Source organism: Cellulomonas jepli, assembly GCF_047229345.1.
Lineage (GTDB): Bacteria > Actinomycetota > Actinomycetes > Actinomycetales > Cellulomonadaceae > Cellulomonas_A.
Genome location: NZ_JBFTER010000048.1, coordinates 12981 through 35712 on the forward strand (window position 1 = coordinate 12981; position 22732 = coordinate 35712).

A 22732-nucleotide genomic window follows, 5' to 3' on the forward strand; every position below is an offset into this window, starting at 1 on the left:
CCTGGACGCCCCGCGAGGCCACGGGCGCGCGGGTGGTGCGGACGGTGGCGCTCACTGGAGGCCCTTCTTCTGGGTCAGCTTGAGGAAGGCGAACGAGAGCACGAACGTCGCGAGCGCCAGCACGACCGAGAACGCGGCGGCGAGGTTGAAGTTCGGGATCGACGACGTCGACAGCACGGTGAGGTTCGGGGTGTAGGTGCTCGTGACCGCGGAGCTGAACGAGCGGAACACCTGGGGCTCCGCGAGCAGCTGGAGCGTGCCGATGATGGAGAACACCGTGGTGAGGACGATCGCGGGGATGACCAGCGGGATCTTGATCGACCACGCGATCCGCAGCTGGCCCGCGCCGTCGAGCCGCGCCGCCTCGTACACCTCGGTCGGGATCGCCAGGAGCGAGGAGTAGATGATGAGCATGTTGTAGCCGACGTAGACCCACGTGATGACGTTGGCCATGGCCCACAGCACGAGGTCCGCGGACAGCAGGTCGAGGGTGCCCGTCAGCCCGGTGAACGGCGACAGGTTCGGCGAGTACAGGAAGCCCCACATGATCGCCGCGACGACCCCGGGCACCGCGTACGGCACGAAGAACGCCAGCCGGAAGAACCGCTTGCCGCGCAGCAGCGGCGAGTCCAGGAGCAGCGCGAAGACGAGCGCGAGCACGAGCATCACGGGCACCTGGACGATCCCGAGGACGAGCACCCGCGCGACCGAGGACCAGAACGGCTCGCTCTGGAACACCTGGACGTACTGGGTGAGCCCGCCGAAGACCTCGCGCGCGGGTCCGAACGTGCCCTCGCGCTCGACGACCAGCAGCGACTGCCACACCGCGTAGCCGATCGGCAGCGCGTAGAACAGCCCGAACAGCACGCCGAACGGCAGCACGAAGAAGGCGATGGCGCGCTTGTGCGGGACGGGGAGCCTGCGGCGGGACGCCGCGCGCTGCGGCGGCGCCGGGGCGATCACCTGGGTGCTCGTCATGGTGTGTCCTCCCGGACGACCCGCACGCCCCCGGCGGGGACGTGGACGTGCCCGGCGACCGGCCGGTCGGTGACGAGCTCGTGCCCGGAGGCCGGGTGCTCGAGGTCGCGGTGCGAGTGGTTGACGACGAAGACGTAGCTGCGGCCGTCGCCGGCGCGGCGCACGACCTCGACCGACCCGTCGCTCTCGGGCCCCGACGGCGTGACCCCGGCGCCCTGCACCGCGGTGCGGAGCACGTCACGCAGGTCGGGGGCGTCGAGCGCGGTCGCGACGTACCAGGCGGCGCCGGCCCCCCGCTCGGCCCGCGTGACCGCCGGCACCCCGGCGAGCGGCCCGTCGGCGTAGGCGGCGACGACGGTCGCGTCGGTCGTCCGGAGCCGCTCGGTCCACAGGGACGCGTGCGCGCCGCTGTCGAGCGTGACCCGGTGCCCCGGCAGCAGGGGCGCGATCTCCTCGGCCACGACGCCCAGCAGGTCCCGGAACGCACCCGGGTAGCCGCCGAGCCGGACGCGGTCGTCCTCGTCGACGATGCCCGAGTTGAACGTGACGACCGCGTGCGCGCCCGCCTCGACGCGCGCGGTGAGGCGCTCCGCCTGCGCGTCCGAGACCATGTGCAGGGCGGGGACCACGAGGAGGCCGTAGCCGCTGAGGTCGCTGTCGGGGCCGACGACGTCGACCGTGACGCCGAGCTCGTGCAGCGCGCGGTACGCCGCGTGCACCTGGTCGAGGTAGCGCACGGCGTGCGAGGGGCGGGCCTCGCCGTCGGCGGCCCACCACGACTCCCAGCTGAAGACGAGCGCGGCGTCCGCGACGACCCGCGTGCCGGCGACCTCGTCGAGCCGGTCGAGCGTCGCGCCGAGCTCGACGACCTCGCGCCACACGGCCGTATCGGTGCCGGCGTGCGGCACGAGCGCCGAGTGGAACTTCTCCGAGCCCTGCACCGACGCGCGCCACTGGAAGAAGCACACGCCGTCGGCGCCGCGGGCGACGTGCGTCAGGGAGTTGCGGGTCATCTGCCCCGGCTCCTTGGCGACGTTGACCGGCTGCCAGTTCACGGCGCTCGTCGACTGCTCCATGAGCAGCCAGGGCGCTCCCCCGGCGAGCCCGCGCGTGAGGTCGGCCGCGAAGGCCAGCTCGGAGCGCGGGTCGTCGAGCCGGTGGTCGAGGTAGTGGTCGTTCGCGACGACGTCCATCTCGGGCGCCCACGACCAGTAGTCGAGGTTCCGGATGTGCGCGGTGACCATGAAGTTCGTGGTGACCGGAGCGCTCGAGTGCCGGCGCAGCACGTCGGCCTCGGCGCGGTAGTGGTCCAGGAGCGCGTCCGAGCTGAACCGGTGGAAGTCGACGGCCTGCGCGGGGTTGCCCAGCGAGATCGTGGCGCGGGGCGGGAGGATCTCCGCCCAGTCGGTGTAGCGCTGGCTCCAGAAGCTCGTGCCCCACGCGGTGTTGACCGCGTCGACCGTGCCGTACCGGCGCTCGAGCCACCCGCGGAAGGCGGCGGCGGACTCGTCGCAGTAGCACAGCGCGTTGTGGCAGCCGAGCTCGTTGGAGACGTGCCAGAGCGCGACCGCCGGGTGCTCGCCGTAGCGCTTCGCGACCTGCTCGACGAGCGCGAGCGCCCGGCGGCGGAACTCGGCCGAGCTCGGGCACCAGGCCTGGCGCCCGCCCGGGAACCGGGTCGTGCCGTCCGCCATCACGGGCAGGATCTCGGGGTGCAGGGTCGTGAGCCACGGGGGCGGCGACGACGTGCCGGTCCCGAGGTTGACCCGGATCCCGTGCGCGTGGAGCAGGTCGACGACCTCGTCGAGGCCGGACCAGTCGTGCTCGCCCGGCCGCGGCTCGACGTGCGACCAGCCGAAGATGTTGACGGCGACCAGGTCCACCCCGGCCTCGCGCATGAGGGCGACGTCCTCCTGCCAGACGTCGCGGTCCCACTGCTCGGGGTTGTAGTCGCAGCCGTACGCGATCGTCCGCGTCGTCGCGTCCCCCGTGCGGAGACCTGCTGCCGGCGAGTCCATGTGCTCCCTGCCCGTCGTGCGGCGGGAGCCTGTCCGGCCGATGTGTGCACGTGCACATACATCGCCATGACGTCTCGCCGTCGAGAATGTGTGAACGTGCACACACTAGGCACCGCGCGATTCGGCTGTCAACAGAACCGGACACCCCCGACGCCGGACGGAGCCTGTCCGGCGGACTGCTCAGCGCCGGTCGCCGGCGCCGACCAGCACCGATGCCCGAACGGGCGACGCGGGCGCGGAGCTGCCCACCGGCTCGACCTCGCGGCGGTGGCGTCGCGTCAGGACGCGCTCGACCGCGCGGCGCAGGGGCCTCTGCAGCGGGCGCTCGACCCAGCGGTGCAGCACCCAGGCGAGCGCGAGGCACACGCTCACCACGACCACGAGCGTCGTCACGCGCCCGAGCGCCGGGTGCAGCGCCTGGATCAGCGCCCAGCCGTAGTACTCGTGCGTGAGGTACAGCGGGTACGTCAGGGCGCCGGCCGTCGTCAGCACGGGCAGGTCCAGGTCCCGCACGGCGGGCACGAACGCGACGACCGCGACGACCCCGACCGCACCGACGACCGCGAGCGCGAGCAGCGGCGGCCACACCGGCGTCCCGGTCGTGAGCGCGTCGATCGCCGGCGCCTTCTGGTCCACCGCGACGACCACGCCCTGGACCGTGTTGAGCCCGACGAGCGCCCAGGTCCCGCGCGTGTGCCCCTCGCGGTAGATCACGTACAGCACCATCCCCGCACCGAACATCGAGGCCCACGGCAGCCCGGTCAGGAGACCACGCGCCTCGGGCACCGTGAGCGCGAGCACCGTGCACACGAGCGGCCCGGCGCCCGCGAGCAGCAGCACGCGGCGCCGCGTGATCCCGACGAGGAGCAGCAGGAGCACCGCGGCGTAGAACTGGATCTCGACCCAGAGCGTCCAGTAGACCCCGTCGACCGCGGGCACCCCGAACGGCTCGGACAGCATCGTGAGGTTCGCGACCACCTCGCCCGCGGTGCGGGTCTCGAACGTCGGCCACGCCCAGCGCAGCACCGCCGTGAGCAGCACCGCCGCCCAGAACGCCGGGTACAGCCGGCTCACGCGCGAGGCGACGAACTGGGGCACGGACCTCCCCCAGGCGGACATCAGGATGACGAACCCGCTGATGACGAAGAACAGGTGGACGCCGGTGTACCCGTACGGCGTGACCTCCGAGAGGCGCGGGAACGCCTCGTCGGGGTCCATCCCCCAGCGGTGCTGCTCGCGCGCGGTGAAGTGGAACAGGACGACCGACAGGGCCGCGAGCAGGCGCAGCGCGTCCATCGCGCGGAGCCGGGACGAGGGCTGCGGTGCGGTCCCCGGCGGGCCGGCCACCGGCCGTGCCGCGTCGCGCGGACCGGGCCCGGGCGTGCCGGAGCGGGGTGTCGCGGGTACGCGGGTCATCGTTCGACCATAAGCAAGCACCGCCGCCGCCGCGCGCCGAGCCGACCCGGCGATAGCCTGGCGTGGCCCGCGACGAGGCGGGTCGCGAGGAGGTCACGTGCGCACGACGCAGCAGCCCGCACAGCCGCAGGTCCCGGCCCACCCCCGCCGGGCGGACCAGGGCCCGGCGTACCCCGCTCCCGGCAGCCCGGGTGCCTCACGACGGTCCAGGCGACGCGCCACGGCCGCCGTCCGCACCACGGCGGGGGTGCGGGGATGAGCGTCCGCCACGAGGTGCGCCCCCAGCGGAGCGACGCACCGCTCCCCCGCGAGCGCCAGCTCGCCTGGGCCCTCGCCGAGCTCGCGTGCGACCCCGTGCCGGTCGACCCGGACGTGACCGAGATGGTGGTGAACCGCGTCCTCGACGACGCCGCCGTCGCTGCGGCGTCCCTCGTGCGGGCACCCGTCGTCGCGGCGCGGGCCCAGGCGCTCGCGCACGCGCCCTCGTCGGGTGGCCGGGGCTCGCTGGTCACGGGGGTCGAGGCGTCACGCCGGACGAGCCCGGAGTGGGCCGCGTGGGCCAACGGGGTCGCGGTCCGCGAGCTCGACTTCCACGACACGTACCTCGCCGCCGACTACTCCCACCCCGGCGACACGATCCCCCCGCTCCTCGCGGTCGCGCAGCACGTCGGGGCGAGCGGCGCGGACCTCGTGCGGGCGGTCGTCACCGCGTACGAGGTGCAGGTCTCGCTCGTCCGGGCGATCAGCCTGCACCGGCACAAGATCGACCACGTCGCGCACCTCGGCCCGGCCGTCGCCGCGGGCCTCGGCACGCTGCTGCACCTCGACGCGGACGTCGTGTTCCACGCGATCGGCCAGGCCCTGCACACGACCACGGCGACGCGGCAGTCGCGCAAGGGCGAGATCTCGACGTGGAAGGCCTACGCCCCGGCGTTCGCCGGGAAGGTCGCGATCGAGGCGGTCGACCGGGCGATGCGCGGCCAGACGTCGCCGACCCCGATCTACGAGGGCGCCGACGGGGTGATCGCCTGGCTGCTCGACGGGCCCGACGCGCGCTACCAGGTCGACCTGCCGGGACCGGGCGAACCCCGGCGCGCGATCCTCGAGACGTACACGAAGGAGCACTCGGCGGAGTACCAGTCGCAGGCGCTCATCGACCTAGCGCGGCGTCTGCACCACGAGCACCGGGAGCTCGCCGACCCGGCGCGGGTCCGCGCGATCGTCCTGCACACGTCGCACCACACGCACCACGTGATCGGGTCGGGGGCGGACGACCCGCAGAAGTACGACCCGCACGCGACGCGCGAGACGCTCGACCACTCGATCCCGTACATCCTCGCGGTCGCGCTGCAGGACGGCGCCTGGCACCACGAGCGCTCCTACGCCCCCGAGCGGGCGTCGCGGCCGGACACGGTCGCGCTGTGGCAGCGGATCACCACACGGGAGGACCCGGAGTGGACCCGCCGCTACCACACCGTCGACCCGGCCGAGAAGGCGTTCGGCGGGCGGCTCGAGATCGAGCTCGTCGACGGCTCCCGCCTCGTCGAGGAGATCGCCGTCGCCGACGCGCACCCCCTCGGCGCCCGGCCGTTCGCGCGCGCGCAGTACGTCGAAAAGCTCCGCACGCTCGCGACCGACGCCGTCGGGGAGGACGAGCTCGAGCGGTTCCTCGCGGCCGCGACGGCGCTGCCCGACCTCGACGCCGGCGGCGCGCTGGACGCCGTGCACCTGACCGCGCGACCCGGCCTGCTCGACCCCGTCCCCGCACCCGGAGGGCTGTTCTGATGCTGTACTCGACCCGGTCGGTGCACGACAAGCGCGCCGCGCTGCGCGAGCGGCTCGCGAGCGGGGAGATCCTGCGGGTGCCCGGCGCGTTCAACCCGCTCTCCGCCCGGCTCATCGAGGCCAAGGGCTTCGACGCCGTGTACGTCTCGGGGGCCGTGGTCGCCGCGGACCTCGGCCTGCCGGACATCGGGCTGACGACCGCGACCGAGGTCGCCCAGCGCGCGGGCCAGATCGCGCGCGTCACCGACCTGCCGACCCTCGTCGACGCGGACACCGGCTTCGGCGAGCCCATGAACGTCGCGCGCACGGTGCAGGCGCTCGAGGACGCGGGCGTCGCCGGCTGCCACATCGAGGACCAGGTCAACCCCAAGCGCTGCGGCCACCTCGACGGCAAGCAGGTGGTCGACGAGGCGACCGCCGTGCAGCGCATCCGCGCGGCCGTCGAGGCCCGACGCGACCCCGACTTCTTGATCATGGCCCGCACCGACGTGCGCGCCGTGCACGGGCTCGACGCCGCGATCGAGCGCGGGCGGGCGCTCGTCGAGGCCGGCGCCGACGCGCTGTTCCCCGAGGCGCTGCTCGGCGAGGACGAGCTCGCGGCGTTCCGTGCCGCGGTCGACGTCCCGCTGCTCGCCAACATGACCGAGTTCGGCAAGGGCGAGCTGCTCACCACGACCCGGCTCGCGGAGCTCGGCTACACCATCGCGCTCTACCCGGTCACGCTGCTGCGCCTCGCGATGAGCGCCGCCGAGCGCGGGCTCGACGAGATCCTGCGGGCCGGGTCCCAGGCCGGGGTGGTCGACGCGATGCAGACCCGGGCCGAGCTCTACGACCTCGTCGACTACGCGGGCTACGGCCGGTTCGACGAGGGGGTGTACGACTTCCACCTGTAGCACCGCACGACGGACCCGCCGCGACGACCCAACCGACCAGCACGACCGGCCCGCCGCACGACGCGCACGACGCGCACGACCGACCCACCCGCACGACCCGCACGACCCGCACGACCCGCACGACCGACCCACCCGCTCCACGCGCACGACCGCCACCCGCACCACGCGGCAGGCCGGACACCCCGGCGCCAGCGCACGACCCCCGACCCCGTCAACGACGATGGAGGCACCCGGATGACGAGCGACCCGACCACCACCCCGCGCGCGGCCGACCAGGCAGCACCCGGCCAGGCAGCACCCGACCAGGCAGCACCCGGCGAGGCAGCAGGCGACCACCCCGCCCCGCCCGAGCTGCACCGCGGCCTCGCCGGGGTCGTCGTCGACGCGACCGCGATCTCGTCGGTCGACGAGGCGAGCAGCTCGCTGCTGTACCGCGGGTACCCCGTCCAGGAGCTCGCCGCGTCGTGCTCGTTCGAGGAGGTCGCGCACCTGCTGTGGCACGGCGAGCTCCCCGACGCCGAGCAGCTCGCGGCGCTCGAGGCGCAGGAGCGGGCGGCCCGCGAGCTCCCGGGCGCCCTCGTGGACGTCGTGCGCTCGCTCCCGCTGAGCGCGCACCCGATGGACGTGGTCCGGACCGCGGTCAGCGTCCTGGGCGCGCACGACCCGGAGCCCGACGACCGCTCCCCCGACGCCGACCTGCGGCGCTCCGTCCGCCTACTCGCCCAGCTCCCCGGCGTCGTCGCGCTCGACCAGCGCCGCCGCCGCGGTCAGGAGCCGCTCGAGCCGCGCGACGACCTCGGCTGGTCCGCCGCGTTCCTCGCGCGGACGTTCGGCGACGTGCCCGAGGACGTCGTGGTCGACGCGTTCGAGACCTCGATGGTCCTGTACGCGGAGCACTCGTTCAACGCGTCGACCTTCGCCGCGCGCGTGATCGCCTCGACGCTCTCCGACCTGCACTCGGCGGTCACCGGCGCCGTGGGCGCGCTCAAGGGTCCGCTGCACGGCGGCGCGAACGAGGCCGTCATGGCGACCTTCGCGGAGATCGGGACCGCGGACCGCGTCGGGCCGTGGCTCGACGAGCTCCTCGGCGCCCACCACAAAGTCATGGGCTTCGGCCACCGGGTGTACCGCCACGGCGACTCCCGCGTGCCCACGATGAAGCAGGCGCTCGACCGCCTCGTCGCGCACGCGGACCGGCCCGACCTGCTCGCGCTCTACGACGCCCTCGCCGAGGGGATGCGGGAGCGCACCGGGATCCTGCCGAACCTCGACTACCCGACCGGTCCCGCGTTCCACCTCATGGGCTTCGACACCCCCACGTTCACACCGCTGTTCGCCGCGAGCCGCGTGGTGGGCTGGACCGCGCACGTGCGCGAGCAGCTCGCGCACAACGCGCTCATCCGCCCGCTCAGCCACTACACCGGCGCCGCGCTGCGCCACGTGCCGGCGCGCTGACCGGCCCGCCGGACTCCCGGCGCCCGAGCGCACCCGGGCCGCGCGTCCGGTGCGCCCGGGCGCCGGGGGCGGCCAGATCCGGCCCCGGACGCACCGCGGGCCCCGGAGGTGCTCCCCCGGGGCCCGCAGCGTGCGTGCGTGTGCGTCAGGCGATGCGGCCCGACGTCGACTCCTCGTCGCCGATCTTGTGGACGACGATCGAGTTCGTCGAGCCGACGACGCCGACCGGCGCGCCCGCGACGACGACCACGTAGTCGCCGAGCTCGGCGAGCCCGTTGGCGCGCAGCGTCGCGTCGACGAGCTTGACCATCGCGTCAGTGCTCTCGACCTGCGAGACCTCGTACGTCTGCACGCCCCAGCTCAGCGACAGCACGTTGCGCACCTGCGTCTCCGGCGTGAACGCCAGCAGCGGGATGCCCGAGCGCAGGCGCGACATGCGCCGCGCCGAGTCGCCCGACTGCGTGAACGTCACGAGGTACTTGACCCCGAGCGTCTCGCCGATCTCTGCCGCGGCACGCGTGATGGCGCCACCGCGCGTGTGGGGCGTCGAGCCGAGGGGCGCGATGCGCTCACGGCCGAGCTCCTCGGTGTTCTCGATGATCCGCGCCATCGTGCGCACGGCCTCGATCGGGTAGTCGCCCACGCTGGTCTCGCCCGAGAGCATGACCGCGTCGGCGCCGTCGAGCACCGCGTTGGCGCAATCCGAGGCCTCGGCGCGCGTCGGGCGCGGGGCCGAGATCATCGACTCGAGCACCTGCGTCGCGACGATGACCGGCTTCGCGGCGCGACGGGCCAGCTCGACCGCACGCTTCTGGACGAGCGGGACCTGCTCGAGCGGGAGCTCGACGCCCAGGTCACCACGGGCGACCATGATGCCGTCGAACGCGTCGATGATCTCGACGAGGTTCTCGACGGCCTGCGGCTTCTCGATCTTGGCGATGACGGGGAGGACGCGGCCCTCCTCCTCCATGATGCGACGGACGTCGTCGTAGTCGGCGGCGCTGCGGACGAACGACAGCGCGATGATGTCGGCGCCGGTGCGCAGCGCCCACCGCAGGTCGGCCTCGTCCTTGTCGCTCATCGCGGGCACCGACACGGCGACGCCCGGGAGGTTGAGGCCCTTGTTGTTGGAGACCGGCCCGGCCACCTCGACGCGCGTGACGACCCGGGGGCCGTCGACGTCGGTGATGCGGACGAGCACGCGGCCGTCGTCGATCAGGATCGGGTCGCCGACGCGCGCGTCGTTCGGCAGGCCCTTGTGGGTCGTGGAGACGAGCTCCTTGGTGCCGGGGACGTCCTCGGTCGTGATGGTGAACGTGTCACCGACGGCGAGCTCGTGCTTGCCCTCGGCGAAACGGCCGAGACGGATCTTGGGGCCCTGGAGGTCGACGAGGACGGCGACCGACCGGCCGGAGGCCTGGGCGGCGGCACGCACGTTGTCGTACACACGCTGGTGCACCTCGGTGTCACCGTGGCTCCGGTTCAGCCGAGCCACGTCCATGCCGGCGTCGACCAACGCCTGGATCTGCTCGGGGGACTCGGTCGCGGGACCGATGGTGCAGACGATCTTCGCTCTACGCATGGGTGAAGCCTAGGCCTTTCCTTCGGGACAGGGTGTGGACCGAACGTCCCGCAGCCCCGGACGGAGCAGCGGCGGCGACGGTCACGGAGGGGTCAGGGGCGGAGCGCCACCGTGCTGGCGGTGACGGGAGCGGGGAGCTCGGTGCTCCCCGAGAGGTAGGCGTCGACCGCCGCGGCCGCGGCGCGGCCCTCGGCGATCGCCCACACGATGAGCGACTGGCCGCGGCCCGCGTCGCCGGCCACGAAGACGCCGGGGACGTCGGTCGCGAAGTCGTCGGACCGGGTGACGACGCCGCGCGGGGTCAGCGTGACCCCGAGCTGGTCGAGCAGCGGACCCTGCTCCGGGCCGGTGAAGCCCATCGCGAGCAGCACGAGCTGCGCCGGGACCTCACGCTCGGTGCCCTCGACAGGCCCGAACCGCCCGTCGACGAGCTCGACGTCGACGAGCCGGATCGCCCGCACGTCGCCGGCCTCGTCGCCCACGAGCTCCTGCGTGCTGACCGCGTAGACGCGCTCGCCGCCCTCCTCGTGCGCGCTCGCGACCCGGTACAGCATCGGGTACGTCGGCCACGGCTGCGCCTCGGGGCGCTCCTGCGGGGGCCTCGGCATGATCTCGAGCTGGGTCACCGACCGGGCGCCCTGACGCAGCGCCGTCCCGACGCAGTCGGCGCCGGTGTCACCGCCGCCGATCACGATCACGTCCTTGTCCGTCGCGAGGACCTGACCCTCGATCGTGTCGCCGACGGCGGCCCGGTTGGCGGGCGGCAGGTACTCCATCGCCTGCAGGACCCCGCCCAGCGCCCGCCCGGGGACGGGCAGGTCGCGCGGCGTCGTCGAGCCGACCGCGAGCACGACGGCGTCGTAGCTCTCGCGCAGCTCGGTGCCCGTGACGTCGAGGCCGACCTCGACGCCCGCGCGGAACCGCGTGCCCTCGGCCTCCATCTGCGCCAGGCGGCGGTCGACGTGCTTCTTCTCCATCTTGAACTCGGGGATGCCGTACCGCAGCAGCCCACCGATCCGGTCGGCGCGCTCGTACACCGCGACGGTGTGCCCCGCCCGGGTCAGCTGCTGCGCGGCGGCGAGCCCGGCGGGGCCGGAGCCGACGACCGCGACGGTCTTGCCCGTGAGCCACTGCGGCACCTGCGGCACCACGTAGCCGCGGTCGAACGCCTCGTCGGCGATCGCGACCTCGACGTTCTTGATCGTCACGGGCGGCTGGTTGATGCCGAGCACGCAGCTCGACTCGCACGGCGCCGGGCACAGCCGACCGGTGAAGTCGGGGAAGTTGTTCGTCGCGTGCAGGCGCTCGGCCGCCTCCTCCCACCGCCCGCGCCAGACCAGGTCGTTCCAGTCCGGCACGAGGTTCCCGAGCGGGCAGCCGTTGTGGCAGAACGGGACGCCGCAGTCCATGCAGCGGCCCGCCTGCCGGTGCAGCATCCCGAGGTCGTCGGGGTCCCCTGCGCGGTGCTCGTGCACCTCCGCCCAGTCGAGGATGCGCACGGGCACCGGCCGGTTCGCCGGCAGCTCGCGCTCGCGCGTCTTCATGAAGCCGCGGGGGTCAGCCACGGTGCACCTCCACTGGTCGGGTCCCCCACCCCGCACGGCTCCGTCGCCGCGCTCGGGCGGTGCGGTCGGGCACGCCGGCCCGGTCGCACGCTGGGGACGGTTCACGGGTCACGCAGGCGCGCGTCGCCGAACGGTGAGCGCGCATCGGGAAACCTAGGCCCTTCATGGGGAACGAGCGGGGGACCGACGTCCCGGGCCCGCTCCGTGGGCACCGTGGCGACGTGGACGTGCGCGTCAGGGCCGCAGCGCCACCGTGCCCGCGGTGACCGGTGCGTGGAGCTCCGTGCCGCCCGAGAGGAACCGGTCGACGGCCGCGGCCGCCGCGCGCCCCTCCGCGATCGCCCACACGATGAGCGACTGCCCGCGTCCGGCGTCACCCGCGACGAAGACGCCCGGCACGGACGTCGCGAAGTCGTCCGTGCGCTGCACGAGCCCGCGCGACGTCAGCTCGGTCCCCGCCTGGGACACGAGCGTGTCGGTCTCCGGCCCCGTGAAGCCCATGGCGACGAGCACGAGGTCGGCCGGGATGTCCCGCTCCGTCCCCGGCGTCGGCACGCGCCGGCCGTCGGGCAGGTACTCGGTCGTCGCGAGGCGCAGCCCGCGCACGTGCCCGGCGTCGTCACCCTCGCCACCCACGAACGCGACGGTCGAGGCGAGGTACGTGCGCTCGCCGCCCTCCTCGTGCGAGCTCGAGACCTCGAAGACCAGCGGGTCCGTGGGCCACGGCTGGTTCTCGGGGCGGTCGGTGGGCGGCTGCTTGCCGATCGCGAGCGTCGTGACCGACGCCGCCCCCTGGCGCAGCGCGGTGCCCAGGCAGTCCGAGCCGGTGTCGCCGCCACCGATGATCACGACGTGCTTGCCGGTCGCCGTGATCTGGTCGACGACCTCCTTGCCCGCGACCACGGCGTTGGCCTGGTGCAGGTAGTCCATCGCGACGTGCACGCCCTCGAGCTCGCGCCCGGGCAGCGACAGCTCGCGCGGGACGGTCGCGCCCGTCGCGACGACGATCGCGTCGAACCGGCTGTGCAGCTGGTCCCACGTGATGTCGCGACCGATCTCGACGCCCGGGCGGAACCGGGTGCCCTCGGCCTTCATCTGCTTGAGGCGCCGGTCGATGTGGTGCTTCTCGAGCTTGAAGTCGGGGACGCCGTAGCGCAGCAGCCCGCCGATCTCGTCGTCGCGCTCGTACACCGCGACCGTGTAGCCGGCGCGCGTGAGCTGCTGGGCGGCGGCGAGCCCGGCGGGGCCCGAGCCGACGACGGCGACCGTGAAGCCGGTGAGCCGCTGAGGCACCTGCGGGGTCACGAAGCCGCGGTCGAACGCCTCGTCGATGATCGAGACCTCGACGTTCTTGATGGTGACCGGCGGCTGGTTGATGCCGAGCACGCAGCTCGACTCGCACGGCGCCGGGCAGATGCGACCCGTGAACTCCGGGAAGTTGTTCGTCGCGTGCAGGCGCTCAGACGCGTCGGCCCACTGCCCGCGCCACACGAGGTCGTTCCACTCGGGGATCAGGTTCCCGAGCGGGCAGCCGTTGTGGCAGAACGGGATGCCGCAGTCCATGCAGCGCCCCGCCTGGCGGTGCAGCATCGCCTCGTCGACGGCGGTGCCGTCCGCGGTGCGGTGCTCGTGCACCTCGCGCCAGTCCATGAGCCGGACCGGGACCGGGCGGCTCGGCGGGAGCTCGCGGTCCCGGACCTTGAGAAAGCCTCGCTGGTCAGCCACGTGCCACCTCCAGGATCTGGTCCCACACGCCCGGCGCCGCCGGGTCGAGCCCGTCGGCCTCGGCCTGCGCGAGCGCACGGCGGACCCGCGCGTACTCGCTCGGCAGCACCCGCGTGAAGCGCACGCGCGTCGCGTCGAGGTCGGCGAGCAGCTCGGCCGCCGCCGGGGAGTCCGTCTCGGCATGGTGACGGCGCAGCAGGGTCTCGACGAGCGCGGCGTCCTCGTCGTCGAGCGGCGCGAGCGTGAGCTCGCCGCTCTTCACCGACGCCGTGTTGACGAGCTCCGGCTCGAGGTCGAGGACGTACGCCGTGCCGCCGGACATGCCCGCGGCGAAGTTCCGTCCCGTCTTGCCCAGCACGAGCACCGTGCCGCCCGTCATGTACTCGCAGCCGTGGTCGCCCACGCCCTCGACGACGAGCGACGCGCCCGAGTTGCGGACGCCGAAGCGCTCGCCGACGAGCCCGCGCAGGAAGACCTCCCCGGCCGTGGCCCCGTAGCCGATGACGTTGCCCGCGACGACGTTGTTGTCGCCGGTGAGCACCGCGTTGCGGTCGGGGCGCACGACGATCCGCCCGCCCGACAGGCCCTTGCCGACGTAGTCGTTCGCGTCGCCGAAGAGCCGCAGCGTGATGCCGCGGGGCAGGAACGCGCCGAACGACTGACCGGCCGAGCCCGTGAGGGTCACGTCGATCGTGTCGTCGGGCAGGCCGGCACCGTGGTACCGCTTGGTCACCTCGTGACCGAGCATCGTGCCGACCGTGCGGTTGACGTTGCGGACCGGCAGCGCGATGCGCACCGGCTCGCCGCGCTCGAGGGCGTCGCCCGCGAGCGCGATGAACTGGTTGTCGAGCGCCCGCTCGAGCCCGTGGTCCTGGCCCTGCGTGTTGTGCAGCGCCGAGCCGGGCTCGGGCGCCGGGACGGCGAGCACGGGCGACAGGTCGAGGCCCGCGGCCTTCCAGTGGTCGATGACCGGCCGGGTGTCGAGCATCTCGACGTGGCCGACGGCCTCGAGCAGCGTGCGGAAGCCGAGGCGGGCGAGCAGCTCGCGGACCTCCTCGGCGATGAACTCGAAGAAGTTGACGACGAACTCCGGCCGGCCGTTGAACCGCGCGCGGAGCTCCGGGTTCTGCGTCGCGACGCCGACCGGGCACGTGTCGAGGTGGCAGACGCGCATCATGATGCAGCCCGAGACCACGAGCGGCGCCGTGGCGAAGCCGAACTCCTCGGCGCCGAGCAGCGCCCCGACGAGCACGTCGCGGCCCGTCTTGAGCTGGCCGTCGACCTGCACCACGACGCGGTCGCGCAGGTTGTTGAGCACGAGCGTCTGCTGGGTCTCGGCGAGGCCGATCTCCCACGGCGTCCCGGCGTGCTTGAGCGACGTGAGCGGGCTCGCGCCCGTCCCGCCGTCGTGCCCCGAGATGAGGACGACGTCCGAGTGCGCCTTCGCGACGCCCGCCGCGACCGTGCCGACGCCGAACTCGCTCACGAGCTTGACGTGCACGCGCGCCGACGGGTTCGCGTTCTTCGCGTCGTGGATGAGCTGCGCGAGGTCCTCGATCGAGTAGATGTCGTGGTGCGGCGGCGGCGAGATGAGGCCGACCCCGGGCGTCGAGTGCCGCGTCTTGGCGACCCACGGGTACACCTTGTGACCGGGCAGCTGCCCACCCTCGCCGGGCTTGGCGCCCTGCGCGAGCTTGATCTGGATGTCGTCCGCGTTGGTCAGGTACTCCGACGTCACGCCGAACCGGCCCGACGCGATCTGCTTGATCGCGCTGCGGCGCACCGGGTCGTGCAGGCGCTCGGCGTCCTCGCCGCCCTCACCGGTGTTCGACTTGGCGCCGAGCTGGTTCATCGCGACCGCGAGCGTCTCGTGCGCCTCGGCCGAGATCGAGCCGTACGACATGGCGCCCGTGCTGAACCGCTTGACGATCTCCGAGACCGGCTCGACCTCGTCGAGCGGCACCGGGGGGCGTGCGCCCTCCTTGAACGTCAGGAGCCCGCGCATCGTCATGAGCCGCGACGACTGCTCGTTGACGCGGTCCGAGTACTGCCGGAACACGTCAAACTGCCGTGTGCGCGTCGAGTGCTGGAGCCGGAAGACCGTCTCCGGGTCGAACAGGTGGTCCTCGCCGTCGCGGCGCCACTGGTACTCGCCCCCGACCGCGAGGCGCTGGTGCGGCAGACGGTTCCCGCTCGCCGGGTAGGCGTCGGCGTGCCGCGCCGCGACCTCGGCCGCGATGACGTCCAGGCCGATGCCGCCGAGCCGGCTCGTCGTGCCCGCGAAGTAGCGGTCGACGAGCGCCGCCGACAGGCCGATGGCCTCGAAGACCTGCGCGCCGCGATAGGACGCGATCGTCGAGATCCCCATCTTCGACATGACCTTCAGGACGCCCTTGCCGAGCGCCTTGATGAGGTTCTTGACCGCCTGCTCGGGCTCGACGCCGGGCACGTACGCGCTGCGTGCGAGGTCCTCGACGGTCTCCATGGCGAGGTACGGGTTGACCGCGGCCGCGCCGTACCCGATGAGCAGCGCGACGTGGTGCACCTCGCGCACGTCGCCGGCCTCGACGACGAGCGAGACCTGCGTGCGGGTGTGCCGGCGCAGGAGGTGGTGGTGCACGGCGCTCGACAGCAGCAGCGACGGGATCGGTGCGAGGTCGGCGTCGCCGTCGCGGTCCGAGAGCACGATGAAGCTCACGCCGTTCGCGACCGCGGCGTCGACCTCCTCGAAGATCTCCTCGAGGCGTGCCTCGAGCGCCGCTCCCCCGCCGTCGACCCGGTACAGACCCCGGACCGTGATCGCGCGGAAGATGCCCGCGAGGCGCGGGTCCTTGTCGATGCGCACGATCTTCGCGAGCTCGTCGTTGTCGATCACCGGGAACGGCAGCATGAGCTTGCGGGCGTGCAGCGGGGAGTCGTCGAGCAGGTTCGGCTCGGGGCCGATCGCCCCGCCGATCGAGGTCACGAGCTCCTCGCGGATCGCGTCCAGCGGCGGGTTCGTCACCTGCGCGAACATCTGCGTGAAGTAGTCGAACAGCAGGCGCGGGCGGCTCGAGAGCACCGCGACCGGCGTGTCCGAGCCCATCGCGCCGAGCGGCTCGGCGCCCGTCGCCGCGATCGGCGACAGGATGATCTTGAGCTCCTCCTCGGTGTACCCGAACGCCCGCTGGCGCCGGCGCACCGAGGCGGCCGAGTGCGCCACGTGCTCGCGCTCGGGCAGCTGGTCGAGGGACACGGAGTGCTCGCGCATCCACTCGTCGTACGGGCGCTGCGCCGCGAGCTGGGCCTTGATCTCCTTGTCCTCGATGATCCGGCCCTGGCCGGTGTCGACGAGGAACATCTTCCCGGGCTCGAGGCGGCCCTTGCGCACGACCGTCGCGGGGTCGATGTCGAGCACGCCGGCCTCGCTGGCCATGACGACGAGCCCGTCCTCGGTGACCCAGAAGCGGCCCGGGCGCAGCCCGTTGCGGTCCTGGACCGAGCCGACGAGGGTGCCGTCGGTGAACGTCATCGCCGCCGGGCCGTCCCACGGCTCCATGAGGGTCGAGTGGTACTCGTAGAACGCGCGCCGCGCGGGGTCCATCTGGGCGTGGTTCTCCCACGCCTCCGGGATCATCATCATGATCGCGTGCGGCAGCGAGCGGCCCGCGAGGTGCAGCAGCTCGAGCACCTCGTCGAAGCTGCCCGAGTCGCTCCCGCCGGGCGTGCAGATGGGCAGCAGCGGCGCGAGGTCGCCGAGCGCCTCGCTCGCCAGGGTGCCCTCGCGCGCGGCCATCCAGTTGCGGTTGCCGCGCACGGTGTTGATCTCGCCGTTGTGCGCGAGCAGCCGGAACGGCTGGGCGAGCGGCCACGACGGGAAGGTGTTCGTCGAGAAGCGCGAGTGCACGAGCGCGAGCTCGGACGCGTAGCGCGGGTCGGACAGGTCGGCGAAGAACGGCTCGAGCTGGCCCGGGGTGAGCATGCCCTTGTACGCGAGCGTGCGCGCGGACAGCGACGCGAAGTACACGTCCACCTCACGCTCGGCGCGCTTGCGCAGCCGGAACGCGCGGCGGTCCAGGTCGACCCCCGCGAGCTCGCGCGACGGGTCGGCGACGACGAGCTGGCGGAACACCGGCATCGAGCCCCGCGCCGTGGGGCCCACGAGCTCGGGCGTCACCGCGATGTCGCGCCACGCGAGGACGTCGAGCTTCTCCTCGACTGCGATCGCCTCGATGGCCCGCACGGCGGCGGACTGCTCCTCGGCGTCGACCGGGAGGAAGGCCATGCCGATGGCGTAGTGACCCGCGGGCGGGAGCTCCGCGTCGACCACGTCGCGCAGGAACGCGTCGGGGATCTGGGTGAGGATCCCCGCGCCGTCGCCGCTGTTCTCCTCGGCGCCGACCGCACCGCGGTGGTCCAGGTTCAGCAGGGCGGTCAGGCCGGCGTCGACGATGTCGCGCCCCGGCGTGCCGCGCAGGGTGGCGACGAACGCGAAACCGCAGGCGTCACGCTCGGCGGCAGCGTCGTACAGACCCTGCGACGACGGCGCACGAAGAGCGCCGTGGCTCACGGGCGACGTGGGCATCAGTACCGTCCTCACGAACCCCGTAACCGGGGTGTAGCACGAACATGGGGGAAACGTGGGACGTCGTTGGCCCAAACGCGTGGCGACGATACCCGCCGCTTCTCCGGGCGGACTCGTCGCGCAGTGTGAGGTGGCTCACACACCGGACCGCGGTCAGCGGTCGGTCGTCGGTGAGCTCTCCTCGTGCTCCTGCGGCGCCGGTGGATCCAGCAGGAGAGTCGTCTCGCGTCCGGGATGCCGGCGTCCGACCACGACGAACGCTACCAGCGCCCCGAGGCCCACGATGATCGACGTCCAGACGTTGAGGCGGAACGGTCCGATCGTCTCGGCGGGGTCGATGCGCAGCAGCTCGATCCAGAGCCGTCCTGCGGTGTAGAGGACGACGTAGAGCCAGAATACGCGACCGTGGCCGAGCCTCAGCCGCCGGTCCAGCACGACGAGCACCACGGCGGCGGCGAGGTTCCAGAGCAGCTCGTAGAGGAACGTCGGGTGGAACAGGGTCCCCGGGTCGTAGCCCGCGGGCAGGTGCGCGTCGTCGATCTGCAGGCCCCACGGCAGCGTGGTGGGGCCGCCGAACAGCTCCTGGTTGAACCAGTTGCCGAGGCGTCCGACCGCCTGCGCGACGAGCAGCCCGGGCGCGAGCGCGTCCGCGAACGGCGCGAGGCGCACCCCCTGGCGGCGACACCCGATCCAGGCGCCGACCGCACCGAACGCGACCGCGCCCCAGATGCCGAGGCCGCCCTCCCAGATCGCCACGGCGCGCCACGGGTCACCGCCCGGGCCGAAGTACGCGTCCGGCGAGCTCAGCACGTGGTAGATCCGACCGCCGACGATCCCGAACGGGACGGCCCAGAACGCGATCTCCAGGACGTCGTCCGCGGAGCCGCCACGCTCGACCCAGCGCCGTCGCGTCAGCAGCACGGCAGCGACGATCCCGGCGAGGATCGCGAGCGCGTACGCACGCAGCGGGAAGGGGCCCAGGTACCAGACGGACGCCGGCGGGCTCGGGATCGACGCGGGGAGGAACGACGCGGGGACCGCGGCGAGCACCGACGCGACCGACGTCACGCGCGCGCCCCGCGCACCCCGGCCGCGATCGTCGAGGTCACGCGGGCGAGCGCGTCGAGGCCCGAGGTGAGGTCCGGCGCCTCGACCAGCGGGCGCACGAAGGCCGACCCGACGATCACCCCGTCGGCGTAGCGCGCGACCTCGGCGGCCTGCTCCGCGGTCGACACCCCGAGACCGACGCACACGCGCTCCGCGCCCGCGGTGCGGGTGTCCGCGACGAGCCGCTCGGCCTGCGAGCCGACGCTCGCCCGGACACCGGTGACGCCCATGGTGGACGCCGCGTACACGAAGCCGCGCGACGCGGCGACGGTCGAGACGAGCCGCTCGGGCGTCGAGCTCGGCGCGACGAGGAACACGCGGTCGAGGTCGTGGGCCTGCGCGGCCGCCATCCAGTCGCCCGCCTCGTCCGGGATCAGGTCGGGCGTGATGAGCCCGGCGCCCCCGGCGGACGCGAGGTCGCGGGCGAACGCCTCGACGCCGTAGCGCAGCACGAGGTTCCAGTACGTCATGACGAGCACCGGTGCACCGCGGCCCGCGACCTGCTCGAGCGCGCGCAGCGTGTCCGTCACCCGGGTGCCGTGCGCGAGCGCGTGCCCGACCGCCTGCTGGATCAGCGGGCCGTCGAGCACCGGGTCCGTGTACGGCATCCCGAGCTCGATCACGTCGGCGCCCGCGTCGATCAGCGTGCGCACGGCCTCGACCGAGCCGGGGACGTCCGGGTAGCCGACCGGGAGGTACCCGATCAGCGCGGCCCGGCCCGGGGCGTCGGCCGAGCCTGCCGCGAGCGCGTCGAGCAGCGGGCCCGTCGTCGCCCGGACGGTGGTCTCGCTCACGGCGCCAGCCCTCCCCTGCCCTCGTTCAGTGCCTGGTCCTTGCCCGAGTAGCCCGACGCCGTCGTGTCGTCGAGCAGCCCGAACCAGCGCGCCGCGGTCGCGACGTCCTTGTCCCCGCGGCCCGACAGGTTGACCAGGATCACCGGGTCCGCACCGTCGGGCATGTCCCACCCGCGGGCCTCCTGGCCGAGCTTGATCGCCCCCGCCAGGGCGTGCGCCGACTCGATCGCGGGGATGATCCCCTCGGTCCGGCACAGCAGGCGGAACGCGTCCATCGCCTCGACGTCGGTCACCGGCCGGTACTCGGCGCGTCCGATGTCGTGCAGCCACGAGTGCTCGGGGCCGACGCTCGGGTAGTCGAGGCCCGCCGAGATCGAGTGGCTCGGGAGCGTCTGGCCGTCCTCGTCCTGCAGGAGGTAGGACTTCGCGCCGTGCAGGACGCCCGGCGTGCCGCCGTTGAACCGTGACGCGTGCCGGCCGGAGTCGACCCCCTCGCCGCCGGCCTCGAAGCCGAAGAGCCGCACACCCGCGTCGTCGAGGAACGCGTTGAAGATGCCCATCGCGTTCGAGCCGCCACCCACGCACGCCGCGACGGCGTCGGGCAGCCGGCCGATCTCGTCGGCCAGCTGGAGCTTGGCCTCCTCGCCGATGACCTTGTGGAAGTCGCGCACCATCTCGGGGAACGGGTGCGGGCCCGTCACGGTGCCGAGCAGGTAGTGCGTGGTGTCGACGTTCGCGACCCAGTCGCGCAGCGCCTCGTTGATCGCGTCCTTGAGCGTCCGCGCGCCGATCGTCACGGGGACGACCTCGGCGCCGAGCAGCCGCATGCGCGCGACGTTGAGGGCCTGGCGCTGCGTGTCCTCCTCGCCCATGTACACCGTGCACTCGAGGTCCATGAGCGCCGCCGCCGTGGCGGTCGCGACGCCGTGCTGGCCCGCGCCCGTCTCGGCGATCACGCGGGTCTTGCCCATGCGCTTGACGAGCAGCGCCTGCCCGAGCACGTTGTTGATCTTGTGCGAGCCGGTGTGGTTCAGGTCCTCGCGCTTGAGGAACACCCGCACGCCCTCCCCGACCTGGCGCGCGAAGCGCGGGACCTCGGTGAGCGGGCTCGGGCGGCCGGTGTACGTCTTGTGCAGGCGCGCGAGCTCGGCTCCGAACGCCGGGTCGGCGAGCGCCTTGTGGTAGGCCGTGTCGAGCTCGTCGAGGGCCGCGATGAGCGCCTCGGGGACGAACCGGCCGCCGAAGTCGCCGAAGTACGGTCCCTGGTGCGTGCTGAGCGGACCGGCGACGGCCATCGCCTCACGCAGCGCCTGGGCGGCGCCGCCCTCGGGCAGGTCGGGGCGGCCGGTCACTGGCGCACCGCCCGCAGCGACGGGTGCGAGCCCGCCGCGACCAGGTCGGCGACCGACTCGCGCGGCGCGTCGTCGGTCACGAGGGCCTCGCCCACCAGCACCGAGTCGGCGCCCGCCCGGGCGTAGTCCATGACGTCGTGCGGGCCACGCACGCCCGACTCGGCGATCTTGACGATGCCGGCGGGGATCGAGGGCGCGACGCGCGCGAACGTGCCGCGGTCGACGTCGAGGGTCTTGAGGTCACGGGAGTTCACGCCGATGATCTTCGCCCCTGCGTCGACGGCCCGCGCGACCTCCTCGGCGTCGTGCACCTCCACGAGCGCCGTCATGCCGAGCGAATGCACGCGCTCGACGAGCGACTCGAGCACCGTCTGCTCGAGCGCCGCGACGATGAGCAGCACCAGGTCGGCGCCGTGCGCGCGCGCCTCCCACACCTGGTAGGGCGTGACGACGAAGTCCTTGCGCAGCACCGGGATGTCGACCGCGGCACGCACCGAGTCGAGGTCCGCGAGCGTGCCGTTGAACCGCCGCTGCTCCGTGAGCACCGAGATGACGGACGCGCCGCCCTTCTCGTACTCCGCCGCGAGCTTCGCGGGGTCCGCGATCGAGGCGAGCGCTCCCCGGCTGGGGCTCGAGCGCTTCACCTCGGCGATCACGGTCACCGCGTCGGCGACGCGCAGCCGGTTCACGCACGCCTTGGCCTCGGGCGCACGGGCGGCCCGCTCCTTGAGTGCGGCCAGGGGCGTCGCCGCCTCGCGCTGGGCGAGGTCCTCACGGACGCCGGCGACGATGTCGTCGAGCACGGTCATCGTCTCGTCACCTTCCCTCGAGCCTCGTCGCCGGGGCGACCGGTGGTCTTCAGGTCATCGTAGGGGCGCACACGGGACGAAAGGACCACGCGCCAGGTCGTGGGACCGTGCTCGCCGGCGCGACCGGTGACGCGGAGCCGCCGGCATGGGTCCTCCCCGTGCGTCCCGACCGCGCCGTCACACGTCCCACGGGACGGTCAGTACCCGCTCCCGGTCGACAGGAAGGAGAGCCCGAGGACGCCCGCCACACCGACGACGTACAGGACGACGAAGCCGACGGCCACCACGCCGAGGGCGATCGAGATCCAGCCCAGCACGATGCCCGCCTGGGCCATGCCGAGGTTGTTGGCCTCCCCCGCGGCGACGGCGCGCTTGGCGTTGTTGCCGAGGATCACGGCGGGGATGCCGGTGAGGAACACGCAGCCCACGACGATGCCGACGATGCCGAGCACGAGGGACCACACGCCGAGCTGGTTCTTCGGGTAGGCGTACGCCGGCGGGTACGGCTGACCGGGGTACGGCTGACCCGGGTACGGCTGACCCGGGTACGGCTGGCCGGGGTACGGCTGGCCCGCGTACGGCTGCGCGGGGTAGGGCGCCGGCGCGTACGGCTGCGCGGCGGCGCCGTACGGGGCGGGCTGGGCGCCGGGAGCGACGGGCTCGGCGCCGGGAGCGGCGGGCGGCTGCTC

Annotated in this window: 15 protein-coding genes; 3 read left to right on the plus strand and 12 right to left on the minus strand. The window is 73.5% G+C overall.

The genetic code is table 11. The features are described from left to right. Positions 1-51: 51 nt before the first annotated feature. From AB6N24_RS12625 to AB6N24_RS12635, 3 genes are all read right to left on the minus strand, one after another. Positions 52-978, minus strand: coding sequence for a carbohydrate ABC transporter permease (locus tag AB6N24_RS12625; protein ID WP_412869750.1), 927 nt, complete (start codon positions 976-978; stop codon positions 52-54). Beyond that, positions 975-2996: a beta-galactosidase gene (locus AB6N24_RS12630; protein ID WP_412869751.1), complete on the minus strand. Its 2022-nt coding sequence runs from the start codon at positions 2994-2996 to the stop codon at positions 975-977. Before AB6N24_RS12630 ends, AB6N24_RS12625 begins: the two co-directional genes overlap by 4 nt. Positions 2997-3176: 180 nt before the next feature. Beyond that, positions 3177-4412, minus strand: a complete 1236-nt coding sequence (locus AB6N24_RS12635) for an acyltransferase family protein (RefSeq protein ID WP_412869752.1) — start codon at positions 4410-4412, stop codon at positions 3177-3179. Between the two features lie 255 nt (positions 4413-4667). On the opposite strand from AB6N24_RS12635, the gene AB6N24_RS12640 reads away from it, so the two are divergent. The 3 genes from AB6N24_RS12640 (at position 4668) to AB6N24_RS12650 (ending at position 8545) form a co-directional block, all read left to right on the plus strand. Continuing rightward, a complete protein-coding gene (locus AB6N24_RS12640; RefSeq protein WP_412869753.1) occupies positions 4668-6197 on the plus strand; it encodes an MmgE/PrpD family protein in 1530 nt (509 codons plus the stop codon). Further along, a complete protein-coding gene (prpB, locus tag AB6N24_RS12645) occupies positions 6197-7090 on the plus strand; it encodes a methylisocitrate lyase (protein ID WP_412869754.1) in 894 nt (297 codons plus the stop codon). The genes AB6N24_RS12640 and prpB overlap by 1 nt, the downstream gene beginning before the upstream one ends. Positions 7091-7324: 234 nt before the next feature. Further along, complete coding sequence (locus AB6N24_RS12650) at positions 7325-8545, plus strand: bifunctional 2-methylcitrate synthase/citrate synthase (protein ID WP_412869755.1); 1221 nt, start codon at positions 7325-7327, stop codon at positions 8543-8545. Positions 8546-8690: 145 nt separating this feature from the next. On the opposite strand, the gene pyk is transcribed toward AB6N24_RS12650, so the two are convergent. The 9 genes from pyk to AB6N24_RS12695 all read right to left on the minus strand — a co-directional run. Continuing rightward, positions 8691-10127 (minus strand): pyruvate kinase, encoded by a 1437-nt coding sequence (gene pyk, locus AB6N24_RS12655; protein ID WP_412869756.1) that lies wholly within the window; start codon positions 10125-10127, stop codon positions 8691-8693. Positions 10128-10219: 92 nt separating this feature from the next. Continuing rightward, a complete protein-coding gene (locus AB6N24_RS12660) occupies positions 10220-11692 on the minus strand; it encodes a glutamate synthase subunit beta (RefSeq protein ID WP_412869757.1) in 1473 nt (490 codons plus the stop codon). A 234-nt stretch (positions 11693-11926) separates the two neighbouring features. After that, positions 11927-13417 carry a glutamate synthase subunit beta gene (locus tag AB6N24_RS12665; RefSeq protein ID WP_412869758.1) on the minus strand — a complete coding sequence of 497 codons (1491 nt, stop codon included), beginning with the start codon at positions 13415-13417 and terminating at the stop codon, positions 11927-11929. Further along, positions 13410-17981 carry a glutamate synthase large subunit gene (gltB, locus tag AB6N24_RS12670; protein ID WP_412869759.1) on the minus strand — a complete coding sequence of 1524 codons (4572 nt, stop codon included), beginning with the start codon at positions 17979-17981 and terminating at the stop codon, positions 13410-13412. Before gltB ends, AB6N24_RS12665 begins: the two co-directional genes overlap by 8 nt. A gap of 153 nt (positions 17982-18134) precedes the next feature. After that, on the minus strand, positions 18135-19049 hold the full coding sequence (gene lgt / locus AB6N24_RS12675) for a prolipoprotein diacylglyceryl transferase (RefSeq protein ID WP_412869760.1): 915 nt from the start codon (positions 19047-19049) through the stop codon (positions 18135-18137). Further along, positions 19046-19882, minus strand: coding sequence for a tryptophan synthase subunit alpha (trpA, locus tag AB6N24_RS12680; RefSeq protein ID WP_412869761.1), 837 nt, complete (start codon positions 19880-19882; stop codon positions 19046-19048). The genes lgt and trpA overlap by 4 nt, the downstream gene beginning before the upstream one ends. Next, the gene (gene trpB, locus AB6N24_RS12685; protein ID WP_412869765.1) at positions 19879-21177 is read right to left on the minus strand and encodes a tryptophan synthase subunit beta; all 1299 of its coding nucleotides are present in this window, start codon (positions 21175-21177) and stop codon (positions 19879-19881) included. Before trpB ends, trpA begins: the two co-directional genes overlap by 4 nt. A 53-nt stretch (positions 21178-21230) precedes the next feature. Then, entirely contained in the window at positions 21231-22043 is an 813-nt protein-coding gene (trpC, locus tag AB6N24_RS12690; RefSeq protein ID WP_412869762.1) for an indole-3-glycerol phosphate synthase TrpC, read from the minus strand. 197 nt (positions 22044-22240) lie between these two features. Next, on the minus strand, positions 22241-22732 hold a 492-nt coding region (locus AB6N24_RS12695; protein WP_412869763.1), incomplete at its 5' end, for a DUF4190 domain-containing protein.